The following is a 17,626-nucleotide window of genomic DNA, read 5'->3' as shown; positions in this document are numbered from 1 at the left end:
CATCCCAAGGCAAGCCGCGCTTCTAGCGAGTCGAATCGTGTTTGGCAAGTCATTCGGGCAGCAGGTATTCCACCAGCTCGGTACTCTGTAGGGCCAGAAAATTGTCGTCCGAGATCATCGTCGCCCGCAGACGCCCCTGATCGTCGCGCCAGACCGACAACCCTTCGAGGTTATCATGCGTTCCGGTACCGGTTTCAAACAGGGTCTCTTCGGACATGGGTGTGTCTGCATTGATCTGCCAACGGCGCAGGCGCGAGCGGAAGCCGGTCAGCGATACGGCACGTTCGAGAACATACAATCGGCCATCCGGGCCGAAATCTGCGGACACCGGCAGGAACCGGCCCCGCTGCGGCAGGACAAACGGCGTGGACCACGCCTGACCGTTCCAGCGATAGACCGGGATATTGCCTTCGGCGGTGCGGTTCCTTTCCGGCAGGGTATACAGCCGCCCCTGAGTGTCGATCGCCAATCCCTCGAACGATCCGTTGCCCTCCAGACCGTCGAACGCCTTGGGGCGCGGCAGAACGCGCGCGGCACCGCCCGGGCCCGAATAGCGGGCAACGCGGTGAACACCTTCGAAAGAGATATAGAAGCTTTCGTCAGGCGCGACGGCGAGTCCTTCTGAATCACCTGTGTAACCGGGCAAGGCGCGCCCTGTGCTGGACAGGACAGGCCAATGCCCCAATACTTTGACCTCGCTGATACCGTCCCCGTCCCGGTCAATCCGCGCGGACACAAGGACAGCCCGGTCGCTTAGCGCGATCAGCTTTCGACCGTTTTCGGACAGATGGATCGCCGAAAAACCGCCAAACCAGCCCGATCCGTGGGTCCACGTAAAACTGCCCAGATGGGTGGCGGCAGGACCCTCGGCTGCCCGAAGAGGCCCCGCCAGCACCAGTGTCGCAATCAGTTGGACTGCAAGACGGCGGTGCATTGCTGGGGCAGATCGGCCAATCGGTATTCGCGGCGTTTCTTGGGGGCCGGTGCGTTTGGATCAGGCGGCGGTGGGTTGAGGATATTCTGCACCCATTGCTGCGCTTCGGCACAGCCATCACCTTTGGGCGGCGTATCCTGATTGACGCAGCCACGCGATCCTCTGGGGCATTTCAGCCGGACATGGAAGTGATAGTGATGCCCCCACCATGGCCTGATCTTGCGCAGATAGGCGCGGTTGCCCTTTTCGTCGTTGCACATCTGAACTTTGGCGCCCGGGAAGACGAATATCCGGGCCACGCGCTTGTCCTTGGCGGCCTCTCGCAGAACAGCATGGTGCTGTTTTGTCCAGTTGCCGTTCACATATGCCCCGTTCGAGCGGCGCAGGGAAATCGACGAGATATTCTCGCGTGCCTTGCGGGACAGCCTCATGTCGTTGCCCGGCAGCATCCATATATCGATGTCCAGACCAAGCTGATGGCTGCGGTGGCCGGATGTCATCGGACCGCCACGCGGCTGGCTGATATCCCCGACATAGAGACCATTCCAACCTGGTTGCTTCGCCGCAAAACGGCTGAGGGCCTGCACGTAATCGATCGCTTCGGGATGCCCCCAATTTCGATTTCGCGACAGACGCATGGCCTGCCATGTCGGCCCGGTTTCGGGCAATTGCACCGACCCGGCCGCACATCCGCGCGAATAACTGCCGAAGGCGGCGGGTTTTTGTTGTGAACTGACTCTCTGCGCCCCGAACAACTGCTTGGCCAGGGGTTGCGCCCCCGCCGCGCCTGCCAGCGTCAAAGTCGCAAGAATTGCCAAAAAACGTAATAAAATCATCTGCTCTGATCCCCTTCCGGTTTAACCCAGCGCATTAGGAACAGGCCCAGAATAAACAACAGAACGATGGGTGACACCCCCAGTCTTGCGCTGCCCGTCGCGGTGGTCGCGATCCCGATCAGCAGGGGCGCGGCAAAGGCGGTGGCGCGACCGGACAGCCCGTAAAGCCCGAAACTCTCGACCGGCGCCTCGGGATCGGTGTGGCGCACCATCATGGATCGGCTGGCCGATTGCAGGATACCGCCCATGCCACCGATCAGGACGCCGCAACCAAAGAAGACCAGATCCGGCAGGTTTGATCCCTCGGGCAACGCGATGCCGTAAATCTGCGTCCGGTCCATCAGAACGACAGTGACGCAGACAAAGATCAGAACCCAGATTGCGACCAAAATAACCGGTTTAGGGCCGTATTTCCGGTCCATCTTGCCGCCAATCCAGGCAAAGATGGCCGAGGCCAGAACGCTGACGATTCCAAACACACCGATCTTGATCAGATCCCATTCCAGCACCAGGCGCGCGTAAACGCCGCCAAAACTGTAAAGCCCGTTCAGCGCATCGCGGTAAAACATGGACGAACCCAGATAGGCCGCAAGACTGCCCCGGTGCCGCAGGGCGGCAATCGACTTCCCGAGCAGGCGCAATGCCTCGCCGACACTGCCCTTCTTGTTCGTCTGTTCATCGTCGCGCACCCACAGGAAATAGGGCACCATGAACAGAACGAACCACCCTGCGGTAAAGGGCCCGACAAAGCGCGTGCCCTCACGCGCGCCGGCGTCCAGCCCGAACAACGGCTCCATCCCGATCAGCGTCTTGCCGTTGGGCTGTTCAACAAACAGCGTCAGCATGATCGCCAACGAGATCAGACCGCCAAAATATCCAAACGCAAAACCCGAGCCTGAAATCTCTCCGACTTCATTGTCATCGCCCAGATCGGGAAGCTGCGAGTTGATGAAGATCAGCGCATATTCCGCACCCACAAACCCCAATCCGAAGGCCGACAGCATCAGCCACATGTTCGAACCATCTGGCAGCGTGTACCATAGCGCGGCGGACCCCACCGCATACATCACCGAAAACGCGAAAATCCACGGGATGCGGCGGCCGGACACATCTGCCATGGCCCCCAACAAAGGCGCGCCAAACGCGATGATCAGCCCGGTGATGGTCAGGCAGTTCGCCCAGACCGTCTGCGCCTGCGCGGCAGCGGCTTCTGTTTCCAGCCCGGTATTGGCATAGTATCCGGCTGCGACCCCTGCAAAATAGGGGCCGAACACGAATGTCACCAGCAGCGTATGATATGGCTGACTGGCCCAATCGAAAAACCACCATCCCCAGATGCGCTTACGCTTGGAAATCTCTGCCATCACTGCCTCTTTGTGCGTTTTGCTTCATAAGACGGGGCTTTGCGGCATTTCGCAAGCGTTCTGTTGGCCTGCACTTGCTCTTTGCGGCCGGGGCGCTTAGGTCTCAGCAAACGCGCAAACGGAGTGCCCATGCTGTCGCTGATCCAAATCCTTCTGCTGATCCTGGACATTGTCTGGTTCATCATCCTGGCCCATGTGATCATGAGCTGGCTGATCAACTTTCAGGTGCTCAACCTGCATCAACAGCTTGTGGCGCAGATCTGGTACGGCCTGAACCGACTGTTGGAACCGATCTATGGCCCGATCCGGCGCGTTCTGCCCAACATGGGCGGACTGGACCTGACACCATTGGTGGTGCTGGTCGCGGTCTACGCGCTGCGGATCATCCTGATCAACAATGCGGTCTATTTCGTCTGACCTCTTGTTCACCGAATCTTAGTGTGTGATTGTCCTGTCTTAAGAGCAGATAAACCTTAAAACAGGGCACCCCCGCACATGTTCGACGCCGCACCCCTGCTGCGAGATGTCTTTGGATTCGACGATTTCCGCCCCGGGCAGGAAGAGATTGTCGATGCTGTCACGCTGGGCGAAAACGTGCTGGCGATCATGCCCACTGGCGGTGGTAAATCCCTGTGTTATCAGCTTCCTGCCCTGCTGCGCGACGGGGTGACGGTGGTGATCTCCCCTCTGATCGCCCTGATGCGCGACCAGGTGCGCGGGCTGCAGGAGGCCGGAGTCGAGGCCGGGGCGCTGACCTCGGGCAACACGCCCGAGGAAACCGACGCCGTGTGGGAGGCGCTGGAAGCCGGGCGGCTCAAGCTGCTTTACATGGCACCGGAACGGCTGGCGGCAGGATCTGCGCTGGGGATGCTGCGGCGGATCAATGTCAGCCTGATCGCCGTGGACGAAGCGCATTGCGTCAGTCAATGGGGGCATGATTTCCGCCCCGACTATCTGCGGATCGGAGAGTTGCGGCGCGCGTTGGATGTGCCGCTGGCCGCTTTCACCGCGACGGCGGATGCGGAAACGCAGGACGAAATCGTCGAGAAACTGTTTGACGGCACCGCTCCGCGTAAGTTTCTGCGTGGCTTCGACAGGCCGAACATCCATCTGGCCTTTGCCGCCAAGGACGGGCCGCGAAAACAGGTGCTCGACTTCGCCGCCGCCCGAAAAGGGCAATCGGGCATTGTCTATTGCGGCACGCGCAACAAGACCGAAGTTCTGGCGCAGGCCCTGCGGGCCGAAGGCCATTCTGCCTGCCACTATCACGGTGGCATGGAGGCCGAGGATCGCCGCATCGTCGAAACCCGGTTCGCGCGCGAGGATGGCTTGATCGTGGTCGCCACCGTGGCGTTCGGCATGGGGATCGACAAACCCGATATCCGTTGGGTCGCCCACGCGGACCTGCCCAAATCCATCGAAGCCTACTACCAGGAAATCGGCCGCGCCGGGCGCGACGGCAGCCCTGCGGAAACCCTGACCCTGTTCGGCCCCGACGACATCCGCCTGCGCCGTTCGCAAATCGACGAAGGTCTGGCCCCGCCTGAACGGCGCATGGCCGATCACGCACGCCTGAACGCCCTGTTAGGACTGGCCGAAGCGCTGGAATGCCGCCGCCGGAGCCTTCTGGGTTATTTTGGCGAACAGGCTGAACCCTGCGGTAAATGCGATCTGTGTGACAGCCCGCCCGAAGTGTTCGACGGCACCACGCCTGTTCGCATGGCCTTGTCCGCGATCCTGCGGACCGAGGAATGGTTTGGATCGGGTCATCTGATCGACATTCTGCTGGGCAACGAGACCGACAAGATCCGTGCACGCCGCCACGATGATCTGTCGACATGGGGTATCGGCAAGGACTGGTCGCGCCCACAATGGCAGGCGATTTTCCGGCAGATGATGGGCCACGACCTGGTCCGTCCCGATCCCGAACGCCACGGCGCGCTGCGCATGACCGAGGCCGCGAAACCGATCCTCAAGGGCGCGGCGCAGATCAACTTGCGTAAGGATACAATACGCAAGGCGACCCGTCGGCCAGCGGTCAAGATGATGGTGTCGGAAGAAGATGCGCCTCTGCTGTCTGCGCTGAAGGCCAAACGCCGGGCGCTGGCGGAATCAGCCCGGGTTCCGGCCTATGTCATCTTCCCTGACCGCACCCTGATCGAGATGGCCGAAAAGCGCCCCGCCACGCTGGATGACATGGCCCGGATCGGTGGCGTCGGCGCGAAGAAACTGGAGCGGTACGGCGACACCTTTCTTGAAGTAATCGCGGGTGCGGTCGAAACTGTGCATCCCGCGCGGCGCAAGCTGGCCGGGCGCGATCAGGGCGACATCTACGATCGCCTGCTTGAAATTCAGACTCGCTTATCACGCGGTCCGGACGGGATCGACAAACCGCTGACTTGCTCGGCTTCTCAACTGGCAAAGGTGGCGCAACTCCGCTCGGACGATCCAAGAGCGATCGAGCAGGTTCTGGGAGACCGCCGTCACGAAAGGTTTGGCGCTGCCTTTCTGGACGTGCTGCGTCAGGCGGGCTAGATACCCTGCATCAGGCAAAAAACGAGGGCGGATATGCTGGTAGTCATTTCCCCGGCCAAGCGGCTGGACTGGGCAGAGCGGGATGTCGATGTCACGCAACCGGACTTTCAGGATGATGCGATCCGCCTGTCGAAGACCGCCAGAAACCTGACTCTGGGCGATCTGAAGAAACTGATGGACCTGAGCGACGATCTGGCCCGGTTGAACCGCGACCGGTACCGCGTTTTTTCCGATTCGCCGGACGCAGAAGTGACCCGCCCTGCTGCTTTGGCATTTGCCGGTGATACCTATCAAGGGCTCCAAGCAACCTCATTGGACGCCGAGGAATTGGTCTGGGCGCAGGATCATCTGCGCATTCTGTCCGGCCTTTACGGTGTGCTGCGACCGTTGGATGCCATTCAGGCCTATCGGCTGGAAATGGGCAGCAAGCTTAAGACCCGGCGCGGCAAAAACCTTTATGAATACTGGCGCGACCAGTTGAGCAAGGCCCTTAACGCGCAGGGTAGCGCCATTGGGTCTGACATTCTGATCAACTGCGCCAGTCAGGAATATTTCGGCGCTGTCGACCCGAAGACGCTTAAACTGCGGGTTATCACACCGGTGTTCATGGAAGACAAAGCCGGTACGCCGAAGATCGTCAGTTTCTTCGCCAAAAAGGCGCGCGGTGCCATGGCGCGGTATGTTATCCAGCACCGGCTGACCGATCCCATGGGGCTGCTGGATTTCGATACCGGGGGCTATCAGTACCGTCCACACCTATCTGAACAGGACAAACCGGTCTTTGTGCGCCCCTATCAGGCCTGATCCAGCATTGAAGGATCAAAAGCCACCAGTTCAACGGTGTTGCCTTCGGGGTCCTCTGTGAAGACTCCACGCCAGCCGATCCAGCCGAATTTTTCGACGCGGTAGGGTTGTCCTAATTCGGTGTACCAGCGCATGACGGCCTCCTGCTCGGAAAACGGCAGAGAAAGGGCAATGTGATGTAAGGATGACCTGCCTCCGGTCACGGGCTTGTTTGCGCTGTTCGGGTGCAACCCGGGCCGCGGAGCCGCCGTGTGATGAAACAACGCCAGCACCTGTATATGTCCGCCAAACGCTTCGGCGATGCGAAAAAAGGTAATGGCGCTGTTGTGATCGCCCGACAGACGCTCAAGCCCGATCACACTTTCATAGAACGCAACCATCGCGGGCATGTCGGCGCAGCGGATCGCAATCTCGCCCAACGCACGAGGGCGAAATCCGCGGTGATCTGAGGTTTGCTTGCGGGTCATGCGATCAGGCTATTCGACATGTCCGGGTTCGGCAATGACCGGGCAGGCGCCATCGGGACAGTGGTCCAGGATCATCTGAAGTATGCGCTGCTTGTGTAGCGGTTTCGTCAGATAGTGATCCAGCCCGGCTGACAAAATTCCGGTGTCGTCCCCGTCCATCGCATGGGCGGTCAGGGCGACGATGGGTACATGGCGCCCTGTCCCAACCTCGCGCCGCCGAATTTCAGCCGTAGCCTGTTTGCCGTCCATTTTCGGCATCGAGATGTCCATGAAGATCAGGTCCGGGTCAAAATCCAGATGGGCCTGCACCGCATCAATCCCGTTATCTGCAAATCGCAGATAGATATTCGCATCCTTGACCATCTTTTTCAGGATCAGTTGATTGGTGCGATTGGCCTCGGCCGCCAAAACTCGCATCAGACGCTGCCGGGAAGGCAACTTGAGCCGACTGGGCGCTTCGGTGACAGAAACCGCTTCCACTGTTTTGCTGGCTTTGCCAAGCGCCATCAGCTGGGAATACAGTTCGGCCCGGGGAATCGGTTTCTGCAAAACACCTTCAACCAGGTGCCGGGAAGCGCTGGCGTGGATCAAAGCCGGGTTGGCGGACATGACGACGACGGGTGTTTCACCCAGTCCGCGTTCCTTCAGGATTGCCGCCAATTCAAGCCCGTCCATATCGGGCAGGTCATGGTCGCATAGTAGCAGGTCGACCGTCTCATCCACGATTTTCAATGCCTCTGATCCGGTCTCGCAAACTGTGACCCTGAATCCCAGGCGCCCCAGCTGCTTGCTCAGGATGGCTCGATTTACAGCCAGATCCTCAACCACCACCACATGACGCAAACGTCCCCCCAGATCAGGTGGCTCCGGCTGTGGTCCCGGCATGGTCGGCAAAGAGATGCGGAACCCGAAACACGACCCCTTACCAAGATCGCTCTCGACCCAGATGGTCCCATCCATCAGGGTGATCAGTCGCTTGGTAATGGCAAGCCCCAGCCCGGTCCCCTCGAACAGCCGGTTTCTTTCATCTTCCACCTGGTTGAATTCACCGAATATGTGGCCGATCTTGTCTTCGGCAATTCCGATCCCGGTATCTTCGATCGCGACATGGATGTCGCACGTCTGCGCCTTGGCATTGGGGACTCCGGTTACGCGGATCAGGACGTGGCCCTGTGCGGTGAATTTCACCGCGTTGCCCACCAGATTGGTCAGAACCTGCCGAATACGTCCCGGATCGCCCATGAACAACGTTGGAAGAAACAGATCATAATCCACCAGTAAGGTCAGGCCTTTTTCCCGAACGCCGGGCTGCAGCAGCATCGCCACTTCGAGAATGCACCGTTCGAAATCGAACTGCTCGGGGTGCAGGGTCAGCCTGTCTGCTTCGATCTTTGAATAATCCAGCACATCATTGATGATGACCAGTAGCGCCTCGCCCGAGTTCCGGATGGTGTTGACGTATAAACGCTGCTCTTCCCCAAGCTGCGTCTCGGCCAGCAACTCGGTCATGCCGACAATGCCGTTCATCGGGGTTCTGATCTCGTGGCTCATATTGGCCAGAAACGAGGATTTGGCGCGGTTGGCGGCTTCGGCCCGTTCCCGCGCCGCCGTCAGTTCGGCCTCATGCCGGACCGAGGCGGTTATGTTCAACGCCAGGCTGACCACGTCCCCGCCATTGCCGCGTTGATCGATGAGCTTGATATACTGGCCATTCCAAAGCTGAATGACCACAGGTTCGGGGTTTGCCTGCATCCACCGCGACTGCATCCGCGCCTGCCAGTCGGCCGCGCACTCGGGTCCGGTATCGACGATCCCCTCGGTGGTCAGGATCTCGAGGATACGCGCGTAGGATATGCCCGCAGCGATCTCTTCCAAGCCTTCGAACACGCTCAGATACGCGGCATTGGCCCCAATCAGGCTGTGGTTTGCGTCAAAGAAGGCAAACCCGTCCTGAATGGTCTGGATCGAATGCCACAGACGCCGCTCGGCCACTTCGATTTTGGCGTGGGCGACGGTCAGGTCGGACTTGACCCGTTCGTTCTCGCCGCGAACCGTCTCAACCTCGGCCTGGGTTTCGCCGATGCGTCTGGTCAGGGCGATGGCGTGCTGGCCCAGTTTGCGGTTCGCTGCCGACAGTTCTGCCTGTTTCAACTCCAACAACCGTTCGGCTGCCAGCCGCGCACGCCGTTCCTGCGCCAGTTTGTTTGCAAGACTCATTTCAGATGATCCCGGAACACATTCCCGCACCATCCCGCTAGACCGTGAAGAAGTGTTTAAGCCGTTGCCAAACAAGCGGGCCACATGCGAGGGTTGCTGCAAATAGGAGGTTGCGATGCACCGCTTGGTTTTGATTGCAATAGTTTATTTTCTTTCACATTTTTTCCAGCCAGCCCCGGGTCAGGCACAATCTGCCGCGCCAGAGTTCCGATACATCACGACCCGCGACGCTGATTTTATCGGAACAGATTTGAATGCGCTGTTCGACACGGATCTGAAATCCTGCATTCAGGCGTGTTCGGCCATCCAAAGCTGTACCGCATTTACCTTTAACACTCGTTCGGATGCTTGCTTTCCAAAGAAGGACATAACCCGACAGGAACCCTACAACGGCGCTTTGTCCGCACAGAAGGTTTCAACGCCAGAATCGACCCTAACACTGGCTGAAACCCGCAAAGGCACGCTGGATTTCCTGCGACCGACCGATTTTGAAAGGGCACGTGATCAGGCCAGGAACCTTGGATTTCTGCACTCGGCCGGCGGGTTCAATGCCGAAGACGCGATGAACGCGGCCCGCGCCGCCAATACGCCGGCTCTGGCCATGCAGTGGACCGGTGTGGCCCTGTCGATCAATGATGCCTCTGACCTGTGGACAGATTACGCCCGCCTGCTGCTTGCCATCGAAGCGTCGGGTTGGAACGAAAAAAATGTCCTTCACGATCGGGCGCTTGGCGCCGCCATAAACGGATACTTGCGCGCGGAATCAGAGGGCGCTCAGGTATCAGCACTGATAATCCTGTCGAACGCGCTTGAAGCTGTCGAACGCGGGCGTGACATGATCCCTGCGCTGCGACTGGCCCAGCAGCTTCAGCCGCGCGAGGATGTTCTGGCCGCTCTGGATCAGGCGATCGGCAAATACGGGTTCCGGGTTGTGGACAGTAGCGTTGAAAGCGATGCTGCCGCGCCGCGCATCTGTGTTGAATTCTCGGAACCGCTGATCAAGGCCGGTGTCGACTATGACCCCTTTGTTCAGCGCAGCGTCGATGGTCTGGTGGTGCAGGCAGACGAGAAGCAGCTTTGCGTCGATGGTGTCGCGCATGGTGCGCGGTATCAGTTCACCTTGCGCGAGGGGTTGCCAGCCGCCTCGGGAGAAGTGCTGAACCGCAACGTCAGCCTGACCCACTACGTGCGCGACCGTTCGCCAACGGCCCGGTTTCCCGGGCGCGGATATGTGCTGCCTAAGTCAGCGGATGCGGCCTTGCCCGTTGAAACGGTCAACGTCGCCGAACTGGATCTGACCTTGCGCCGTATCAGTGACCGGAACCTGTTGCGTGCGGTTCAGCAGGGCTTTTTCGGCCGCCCCCTCAGCGAATGGGAAGAACGCGAGTTCAGCAACGAGATTGCCGAGGATATCTGGACAGGCACAGCGGAAGTCGAAAACCAGCTGAACCAGACCATGACAGCGCGCCTGCCGCTGGCTGAGGCGATTGCTGATCAATCGGCCGGTATCTACACGCTGTCCGCGCGGGTACCCGGCAGTGACCCCTACGACGACCCGTCAGCAACGCAGTGGTTCGTTCTGTCTGATCTGGGTCTCTCAACAGCTCAAGGCACGGGCGGCCTGCATGTCACGGTCCGTGGCCTGACCGACGCCGCACCCCGCGAAGGGATCGAGGTTTCGGTGATCTCGAATGCAAATGCGGTTATTGCTCGGGCCAAGACGGATGCCGACGGCCATGCCCTGTTTGATGCCGGTCTTGTTCGGGGAACGGGGGCAAGCTCGCCCGCGCTGGTCGTGGCTGTCGATGGTGACAGCGATATCGGGTTCCTGTCGCTGACCGACCCGGCCTTTGACTTGTCCGACCGTGGTGTCGAGGGTCGGGCACCAGCCGGACCAATCGATGTCTTTCTGACCACCGACCGGGGCGCCTACCGCGCCGGTGAAACGATTCACCTGACGGCCCTGACGCGTGACGATCAGGCGCAGGCCATCGAGGGGTTGCCGCTGACCGCCATACTGCACCGCCCGGACGGGGTTGAATATCGACGCGCCGTGTCGGGCGGCGGTGTTGCCGGAGGTCATGTTTTTGCGTTGCCCGTGGCTATGGATGCACCGCGCGGAACATGGCGGATCGAAGTCAAGTCGGACCCGAAGGCTGATGCGCTAGCGCAGCAGACCGTACTGATTGAAGACTTCCTGCCCGAGCGGATTGACTTCGACCTGTCCTTGCCGGACGCCCCGCTGCATCCCGGCGACAACCCGCCTCTGCGGATCGAAGCCCGCTATCTGTTCGGTGCACCGGGTTCGGATCTGAACATCGACGGCCAGGTCCTCGCGCGCCCGGCGGAAGCGGTTTCCGGATATGACGGGTATCGGTTTGGCCGCTATGATGCAGCGGTTTCCACCAAAAGCACCTATTTCGGCAATACGCGCACCGACGCCGCCGGTCTGGCAACTGTCGCGGTGGAAATCCCTGTATTAGAGACTGAGGGCAAGCCCGTTGAAGCCACGGTGATTGCCCGGCTGGCAGACGGGTCTGGACGACCGGTCGAGCGTCGCCTGACGGCTCCGGTCCGGCCAACGCAGCCGGTCATAGGAATCAAACCACTGTTTGACGGTGTTGTGCCTGAAGGCACCGAAGCCGGATTTCAGGTCGTCGGACTGTCGCCCGACCTGTCGGCAACCCCGATGCGCCTGCGCTGGACCCTGAACCGGATTGAAACCCGGTATCAGTGGTACCAGCTGTACGGAGAATGGAAGTGGGAACCCACCACCCGGCGCACACGGATCGCCACCGGAGAGGCCGAGTTTCTCTCAGACCCGCTGACTTTGACATCCGCGGTCGATTGGGGCCGGTACGAGCTTGTGGTGCAGCGGATCGATGGCGCATACGCCGAAGCGGCCTTCGATTTCTACGCGGGCTGGTACCAGGCCGCCGACGCCACAAGCACTCCGGACAGGTTGGACATGTCATTGGACCGTGACAGCTATCGCCCCGGTGACACCGCACAGCTGAGGATAGTGGCCCGCATGGCAGGTGTTGCGCAGATCGAGGTTCTGTCGAACCGGCTGATCCAACGCCAGATGATCGAAGTCCCTGAAGGTGAAACCGTTGTTCCCATCGATGTCACGCCGGAATGGGGCGCGGGCGCCTATGTCGCCGCCACACTGATCCGGCCGATGGACGTATCCGCCGGCCAGAACCCGGCCAGGGCCATGGGGATCGCTCACGCCAGTGTTGAACCGGTCGGGCGCAGGCTGCAGGTCGGGATTGAGGTGCCCGAGCTTGCGACGCCAAGACAAGTGCAAAAGACCCGCATCAGGGTCGAAAACGCCCCGGCCAATGACCCCGTCTGGCTGACGCTGGCAGCGGTAGATGTCGGTATCCTGAACCTCACGGGTTTTGAAACACCGGACCCGCAATCCTATTACTTCGGACAACGCCGTCTGGGCGTCGAATTGCGGGACGTCTATGGCCGACTGATCGACGGGATGAACGGGACCATGGGTCTCGTTCGTTCTGGTGGTGACAGTGACGCTGGTATGCGACGGCAGTCGCCACCGCCGACACAGGATCTGATGGCCGTATTCAACGGTCCGGTTCAGGTCGATGAGGCAGGCGAAGTCGAACTGGACATACCTCTGCCCGATTTCAACGGCACCGTGCGTCTGATGGCGGTTGCCTGGTCGCGCAGCGCGGTCGGTCAGGCGGAAGCTGAGATGATCGTTCGCGACCCGGTTGTCGTATCGGCCAGCCTGCCACGTTTTCTGGCCCCTGGCGACCAAAGCCGGATGCTGCTGGAGATCGTGCATGCCGACGGCCCGGCAGGTGAAATGGCACTGGGTCTGGCGGCTTCGGCCGGGCTGGAACTGGCCGCAACCCCGACCAGTTTCACGTTGCAACCCGGCGGCAAGACCGTTTTGGAAGTTCCAATTCGCGCAACTGCGGTTGGTGACCCTGAGATCAACCTGTCAATCACAACACCGGACGGCCGCGATCTGTCTCAGACGTTGCGGATGCCGGTTCGCGCAAACGATCCTGCCGTTGCTCTGACACGCCGGTTTTCGCTGGGCGCGGGTGACAGCTTTCTGTTTTCGCAGGATGTCTTCGACGGATTCCGGCCCGGATCGGTCAAGGCGATCCTGTCCGCCGGTCCGCTGGCGAAATTCGACACGCCCGGCCTGCTGGATTGGTTAAACAGGTACCCATATGGCTGCACCGAACAGATCACCAGTCAGGCGCTGCCGCTGCTGTATTTGTCTTCGGTCGCCCAGGCCTCGGGGCTGGGGAACGGACCGGCGATCGAAGCGCGGATCAGCACGGCCATCCGCAGCATACTGACCCGGCAAACCTCGAATGGTGCCTTTGGGCTGTGGCGCGCCCAAGGCGGCGATTTCTGGTTGGATGCTTATGTCACCGACTTCCTGTCCCGCGCCCGTGCGCAGGGTCATACAGTGCCGGACCGTGCCTTTGCACAGGCGATGGACAACCTGCGAAACAGGATCAGCTATGCCCCTGATTTCGACGAAGGCGGGCAAGACATCGCTTATGCGCTGATGGTTCTGGCCCGCGAAAGCGCGGCATCCATGGGCGATCTGCGCTATTACGCCGACGTCAAGGGTGATGCCTTCGCCACGCCTCTGGCAGCCGCTCAGCTTGGGGCGGCGTTGGCCTCTTACGGGGATCAGACACGAGCGGACAGGATGTTTGCACGGGCTGCCCAGCTGCTGGCTGAGCGGCCGGATCAAAATCAAAGCTACTGGCGCACCGATTACGGAACCGAACTGCGCGATGCGGCCGGACTGCTGACGCTGGCCGTGGACGCAGGCAGCGAGGTGATCGACCGGGACGATCTGATCCGGCGGGTCAGTTCCGCCCCGGCGCATTTGTCAACGCAAGAGGCATCATGGTCGCTGCTGGCGGCGCATGCGCTGATCTCGAACCCGGAAAGCGCCGGGCTGCGTGTGAACGGTGCGCCGGTCGAGGGGCCGTTTGTGCAGGTCCTGCATTCGGACAGCGACGATGTACTGAACATAACTGCCGCGGACGGACAGGCCACGGACATCACGATGACGGTGACGGGAATACCCGACGTCCCACTTGCGGCGGGCGGCACCGGATATGCGATCGAGCGGGTGTATTTCTCAATGGAAGGTGAACCGCTGGACCAGTCCGCACTTTCGGTGGGCACGGGATTTGTCACGGTTCTGACCGTCACGCCCTTCGAGGATGGCGGTGCGCGCCTGATGATCGACGACCCGCTGGCCGCTGGTATCGAGATCGACAATCCCAACCTGTTGCGTTCGGGTGATGTGCGGTCGCTGGACTGGCTGGATTTGTCCGAAGCCAGGCATACCGAATTCCGGTCTGACCGTTTTTTGGCGGCGGTTGACTTGCAGGACCGCAAGCCGGTCACGCTTGCGTATGTGGCACGCGCCGTAACACCCGGTGCCTTTCATCACCCGGCGGCCTCGGTCGAGGATATGTACCGTCCGCAGAACCGGGCGCACACAAACACTGGGCGCGTTGTGGTCGAATGATCGGGGGTCAAACATATCGAAGTTTTGGCAAGGCCGATGCCTAGGGTCAGCCTTCTGCTCTTGGCACTTGCGGGGTTTTTGTATGTGACCGGCTTTGCCCGCGACCGCTTTGCGGACTGGGTCGACGCCACATCGCTGCCTGTGGTTCTGACAGAAACCTCGGTCGAGATGCGGGACCGGAACGGTGATCTGCTGCGCGCATTTCCGGTGGCGGACGGTATCTGGCGGATGCAGCATGGCCCGGTCGATCCGGGTTTTGTCAACATGCTGATCCGGTACGAGGACAAACGGTTTCGCGCTCACTCCGGCATCGATCCGCTGGCCATGGCGCGGGCCGGGGCGCAGTCGCTTTGGAACGGCCGACCTGTTTCCGGCGGATCGACCCTGACCATGCAGGTTGCCCGCCTGATTGAGGATGGCCCGACAGGTCGGTGGAGCGGTAAGCTCCGCCAGATCCGGGTGGCTTTGGCGTTGGAACAGCGCCTGAACAAGGATCAGATCCTGTCGCTGTATCTGACCCATGCCCCTTATGGTGGAAATCTTGAAGGGGTCCGGGCGGGCAGTCGGGCGTGGTTCGGCAAGGATCCGTCCCGTTTGACGCCTGCGCAGGCGGCCTTGTTGATCGCCCTGCCACAATCCCCCGAGGCACGGCGACCCGACCGCAATCTTCAAGCAGGGCGCAAAGCCCGCGACCGGGTTTTGCAACGGCTACATCGCAATGGTCATTTGTCCAGACCCGAGATGCAAAGCGCCATGGCAGACCCGGTGCCAACCAGAATGCGGCCCTTTCCCCAGCTGGCACCCCACCTGACGGACCGGGCCCGTGCGGGGTTGCCCGAAGCTCTGGCGCAGGACCTGACCCTGGACGGGGCGTTGCAGGCAAAGTTGGAACCGCTGATCGCGCAGGCCGCCAAACGGGCCGGACCCCGCGTTTCCGGCGCAATGATCGTGGCTGACCATGAAACCGGCGCGATTCTGGCTTCGGTCGGGTCGGCGGGTTATCAGGACGCGCGTCAGGGGTTTGTGGACATGACGCAGGCGTTGCGTTCACCCGGATCAACCTTGAAACCCCTGATCTATGGACTGGCCTTCGACCAGGGTCTGGCGCATCCGGAAACCCTGATCAGCGACAGCCCGGTGATGTTCGGGCGATATGCACCCCGCAACTTCGACGGCGTGTTCAGGGGTGACGTGCGTATTCGCGATGCGCTGCAACTATCGCTGAACATCCCGGTGGTGCGCCTGACGCAGGAGCTGGGACCTGCCCGCGTCATGGACGCCTTGCAGCGTGCCAACACCGAACCGCGCCTCAACGGAGGCGCACCGGGTCTGGCGATCTCGCTTGGCGGTATCGGGCTTAGCCTGCACGATCTTGTGCAGCTTTTTGCGGTGGTGGCGGCAGGTGGCCAAGGCCCCGTCTTGCACTATCGGGCATTGGATGGCGACGCCGATACGCGACGTGTCCTGTCGGAACCGGCGGCCTGGCAGGTTGGCAATATTCTGACCGGACTGACCCCGCCATCAGGTGCGCAATCCGGTGTATTGGCATATAAGACCGGAACCTCTTACGGGCACCGGGACGCCTGGGCGATCGGCTATGACGGCCGTCACGTCATCGGTGTCTGGCTGGGGCGGGCGGACGGCACACCGGTGCCCGGCGCGTTTGGCGGCGCGCTTGCGGCCCCAGTTTTGTTTGAAGCCTTCGGTCTTCTGAAACCCAAATTCACTCCGATGCCGCCGCCGCCGCCATCAACCCTGCTTGTCGGTGCCGCGCAACTGCCCCAGCCTTTGCGGCGGTTCCGCCCTCGCCAAGCTGCTTTTGAGGCGGACCCTTCTGCGCCGCAACTTCTGTTTCCGCCCAAAGATGCCTTGTTAGAGACAAATGGAGCCTCCCTTACGCTGAAGCTGAGGGGCGGAACCGGGCCGTTTTCCGTCCTGTCTGACGGCGTGCCCGTCGTAACCGGCCAGCACCACAGAGAGTTTGAAATTCCCAACCCCGGGCCCGGACACACCGCCCTTGTCGTGGTGGATGCACTGGGCAAATCCGACAGGGTTTCGTTCAAGATCAGATGACGGGAGAAAACGAATGCGCAATTGGCTTGTTTTTGTTCTTGCTTTGACGGCCACTCAGACAGCGGCTGAATGCGCGTCTGACGCCCAGATCGACCGGTTTGTTCAGGACTATCTTACGAACACACCTACCGTTGCTCTGACCCCGGACGGAAGCATGGCGGATGCGCTTTGCACGCAGGCGAAACTTGTCACTGCGATGCAGCCGCATCTTGGACCGTTGATTGGCTACAAGGCGGGCCTGACCAGCAAACCCGCGCAGGACAGGTTTGGAGCAAGTGAACCGGTTCAGGGTATTCTGTATCGCGACATGATGCTGGATGACGGGGCAAGTGTTTCAGAAAACTGGGGGGCCCGCCCGGTATTCGAGGCGGACCTGATCCTGGTGGTCGGCGACGCAGCGATCAATCAGGCAACCACACCCAACGAAGTGATGGAACATGTCTCGTCTGTTCGCCCCTTCATCGAACTGCCTGACCTGACCCTGGCCGACGGAGAACCCATTACCCCCGTCACCCTGACCGCAATCGGGGTTGCGCCGAAACTCGGCGTTTTAGGGTCTGAAATCGCCGTCACCGATCCCGCCGCCATGTCGCAGGATTTGATGGGCATGACGGTCACGCTTAGCGCTGCCGACGGTGAGGTTCTGGCACAGGCGCCTGGCACAGCCGTGTTGGGTCATCCGGCAAACGCGGCACTCTGGCTGATGTCAAAAGGGATCGAATTTGCGCCCGGCGATCTGATTTCGGTTGGGTCGTTCGGACCGCTGTTTCCACCTGCCAAAGGCAAAGGCGGCGCGTCCGTCAGGTATGACGGCCTGCCCGGCAATCCTACCGTCAGCGTGATATTCGAGTAGC

Annotated in this window: 11 protein-coding genes; 6 read left to right on the top strand and 5 right to left on the bottom strand. The window is 60.8% G+C overall.

The genetic code is table 11. The features are described from left to right. Positions 1-49 precede the first annotated feature (49 nt). From ACR3EQ_RS14770 to ACR3EQ_RS14760, 3 genes are read right to left on the bottom strand one after another with little or no spacing between them, the layout of a single operon-like run. Positions 50-934 (bottom strand): esterase-like activity of phytase family protein, encoded by an 885-nt coding sequence (locus tag ACR3EQ_RS14770; protein ID WP_170612916.1) that lies wholly within the window; start codon positions 932-934, stop codon positions 50-52. After that, on the bottom strand, positions 907-1,770 hold the full coding sequence (gene mepA / locus ACR3EQ_RS14765; RefSeq protein ID WP_170619076.1) for a penicillin-insensitive murein endopeptidase: 864 nt from the start codon (positions 1,768-1,770) through the stop codon (positions 907-909). Before mepA ends, ACR3EQ_RS14770 begins: the two co-directional genes overlap by 28 nt. After that, on the bottom strand, positions 1,767-3,134 hold the full coding sequence (locus ACR3EQ_RS14760) for an MFS transporter (protein WP_170612912.1): 1,368 nt from the start codon (positions 3,132-3,134) through the stop codon (positions 1,767-1,769). Before ACR3EQ_RS14760 ends, mepA begins: the two co-directional genes overlap by 4 nt. Before the next feature lie 129 nt (positions 3,135-3,263). On the opposite strand from ACR3EQ_RS14760, the gene ACR3EQ_RS14755 reads away from it, so the two are divergent. From ACR3EQ_RS14755 to yaaA, 3 genes are all read left to right on the top strand, one after another. After that, positions 3,264-3,551, top strand: coding sequence for a YggT family protein (locus tag ACR3EQ_RS14755; protein ID WP_170568510.1), 288 nt, complete (start codon positions 3,264-3,266; stop codon positions 3,549-3,551). 78 nt (positions 3,552-3,629) lie between these two features. Continuing rightward, entirely contained in the window at positions 3,630-5,669 is a 2,040-nt protein-coding gene (gene recQ, locus ACR3EQ_RS14750; RefSeq protein WP_480491062.1) for a DNA helicase RecQ, read from the top strand. A gap of 33 nt (positions 5,670-5,702) precedes the next feature. Continuing rightward, positions 5,703-6,473 (top strand): peroxide stress protein YaaA, encoded by a 771-nt coding sequence (gene yaaA, locus ACR3EQ_RS14745; RefSeq protein ID WP_480491060.1) that lies wholly within the window; start codon positions 5,703-5,705, stop codon positions 6,471-6,473. Here yaaA and ACR3EQ_RS14740 read toward each other — a convergent pair. Beyond that, complete coding sequence (locus ACR3EQ_RS14740) at positions 6,464-6,940, bottom strand: VOC family protein (RefSeq protein WP_170612906.1); 477 nt, start codon at positions 6,938-6,940, stop codon at positions 6,464-6,466. The genes yaaA and ACR3EQ_RS14740 overlap by 10 nt on opposite strands. Before the next feature lie 9 nt (positions 6,941-6,949). Further along, positions 6,950-9,157: a response regulator gene (locus tag ACR3EQ_RS14735; protein ID WP_170612904.1), complete on the bottom strand. Its 2,208-nt coding sequence runs from the start codon at positions 9,155-9,157 to the stop codon at positions 6,950-6,952. A 115-nt stretch (positions 9,158-9,272) separates the two neighbouring features. Here ACR3EQ_RS14735 and ACR3EQ_RS14730 point away from each other — a divergent pair, with 115 nt between their 5' ends. From ACR3EQ_RS14730 to ACR3EQ_RS14720, 3 genes are read left to right on the top strand one after another with little or no spacing between them, the layout of a single operon-like run. Next, the gene (locus ACR3EQ_RS14730; RefSeq protein ID WP_480491058.1) at positions 9,273-14,699 is read left to right on the top strand and encodes an alpha-2-macroglobulin family protein; all 5,427 of its coding nucleotides are present in this window, start codon (positions 9,273-9,275) and stop codon (positions 14,697-14,699) included. 36 nt (positions 14,700-14,735) lie between these two features. Continuing rightward, positions 14,736-16,772, top strand: coding sequence for a penicillin-binding protein 1C (gene pbpC, locus ACR3EQ_RS14725; protein WP_170612900.1), 2,037 nt, complete (start codon positions 14,736-14,738; stop codon positions 16,770-16,772). A gap of 13 nt (positions 16,773-16,785) precedes the next feature. Beyond that, complete coding sequence (locus tag ACR3EQ_RS14720; protein WP_170807071.1) at positions 16,786-17,625, top strand: fumarylacetoacetate hydrolase family protein; 840 nt, start codon at positions 16,786-16,788, stop codon at positions 17,623-17,625. Position 17,626 lies beyond the last annotated feature (1 nt).

Source organism: Ruegeria sp. AN11 (assembly GCF_056536005.1).
This window is presented reverse-complemented; position numbering and strand designations above follow the sequence as displayed.

Bases quoted from the DNA above. Each gene is read 5' to 3' on its own strand.
- ACR3EQ_RS14770 (WP_170612916.1), bottom strand. From the start codon at position 934: ATGCACCGCCGTCTTGCAGTCCAACTGATTGCGACACTGGTGCTGGCG.
- mepA (WP_170619076.1), bottom strand. From the start codon at position 1,770: ATGATTTTATTACGTTTTTTGGCAATTCTTGCGACTTTGACGCTGGCA.
- ACR3EQ_RS14760 (WP_170612912.1), bottom strand. From the start codon at position 3,134: ATGGCAGAGATTTCCAAGCGTAAGCGCATCTGGGGATGGTGGTTTTTC.
- ACR3EQ_RS14755 (WP_170568510.1), top strand. From the start codon at position 3,264: ATGCTGTCGCTGATCCAAATCCTTCTGCTGATCCTGGACATTGTCTGG.
- recQ (WP_480491062.1), top strand. From the start codon at position 3,630: ATGTTCGACGCCGCACCCCTGCTGCGAGATGTCTTTGGATTCGACGAT.
- yaaA (WP_480491060.1), top strand. From the start codon at position 5,703: ATGCTGGTAGTCATTTCCCCGGCCAAGCGGCTGGACTGGGCAGAGCGG.
- ACR3EQ_RS14740 (WP_170612906.1), bottom strand. From the start codon at position 6,940: ATGACCCGCAAGCAAACCTCAGATCACCGCGGATTTCGCCCTCGTGCG.
- ACR3EQ_RS14735 (WP_170612904.1), bottom strand. From the start codon at position 9,157: ATGAGTCTTGCAAACAAACTGGCGCAGGAACGGCGTGCGCGGCTGGCA.
- ACR3EQ_RS14730 (WP_480491058.1), top strand. From the start codon at position 9,273: ATGCACCGCTTGGTTTTGATTGCAATAGTTTATTTTCTTTCACATTTT.
- pbpC (WP_170612900.1), top strand. From the start codon at position 14,736: ATGCCTAGGGTCAGCCTTCTGCTCTTGGCACTTGCGGGGTTTTTGTAT.
- ACR3EQ_RS14720 (WP_170807071.1), top strand. From the start codon at position 16,786: ATGCGCAATTGGCTTGTTTTTGTTCTTGCTTTGACGGCCACTCAGACA.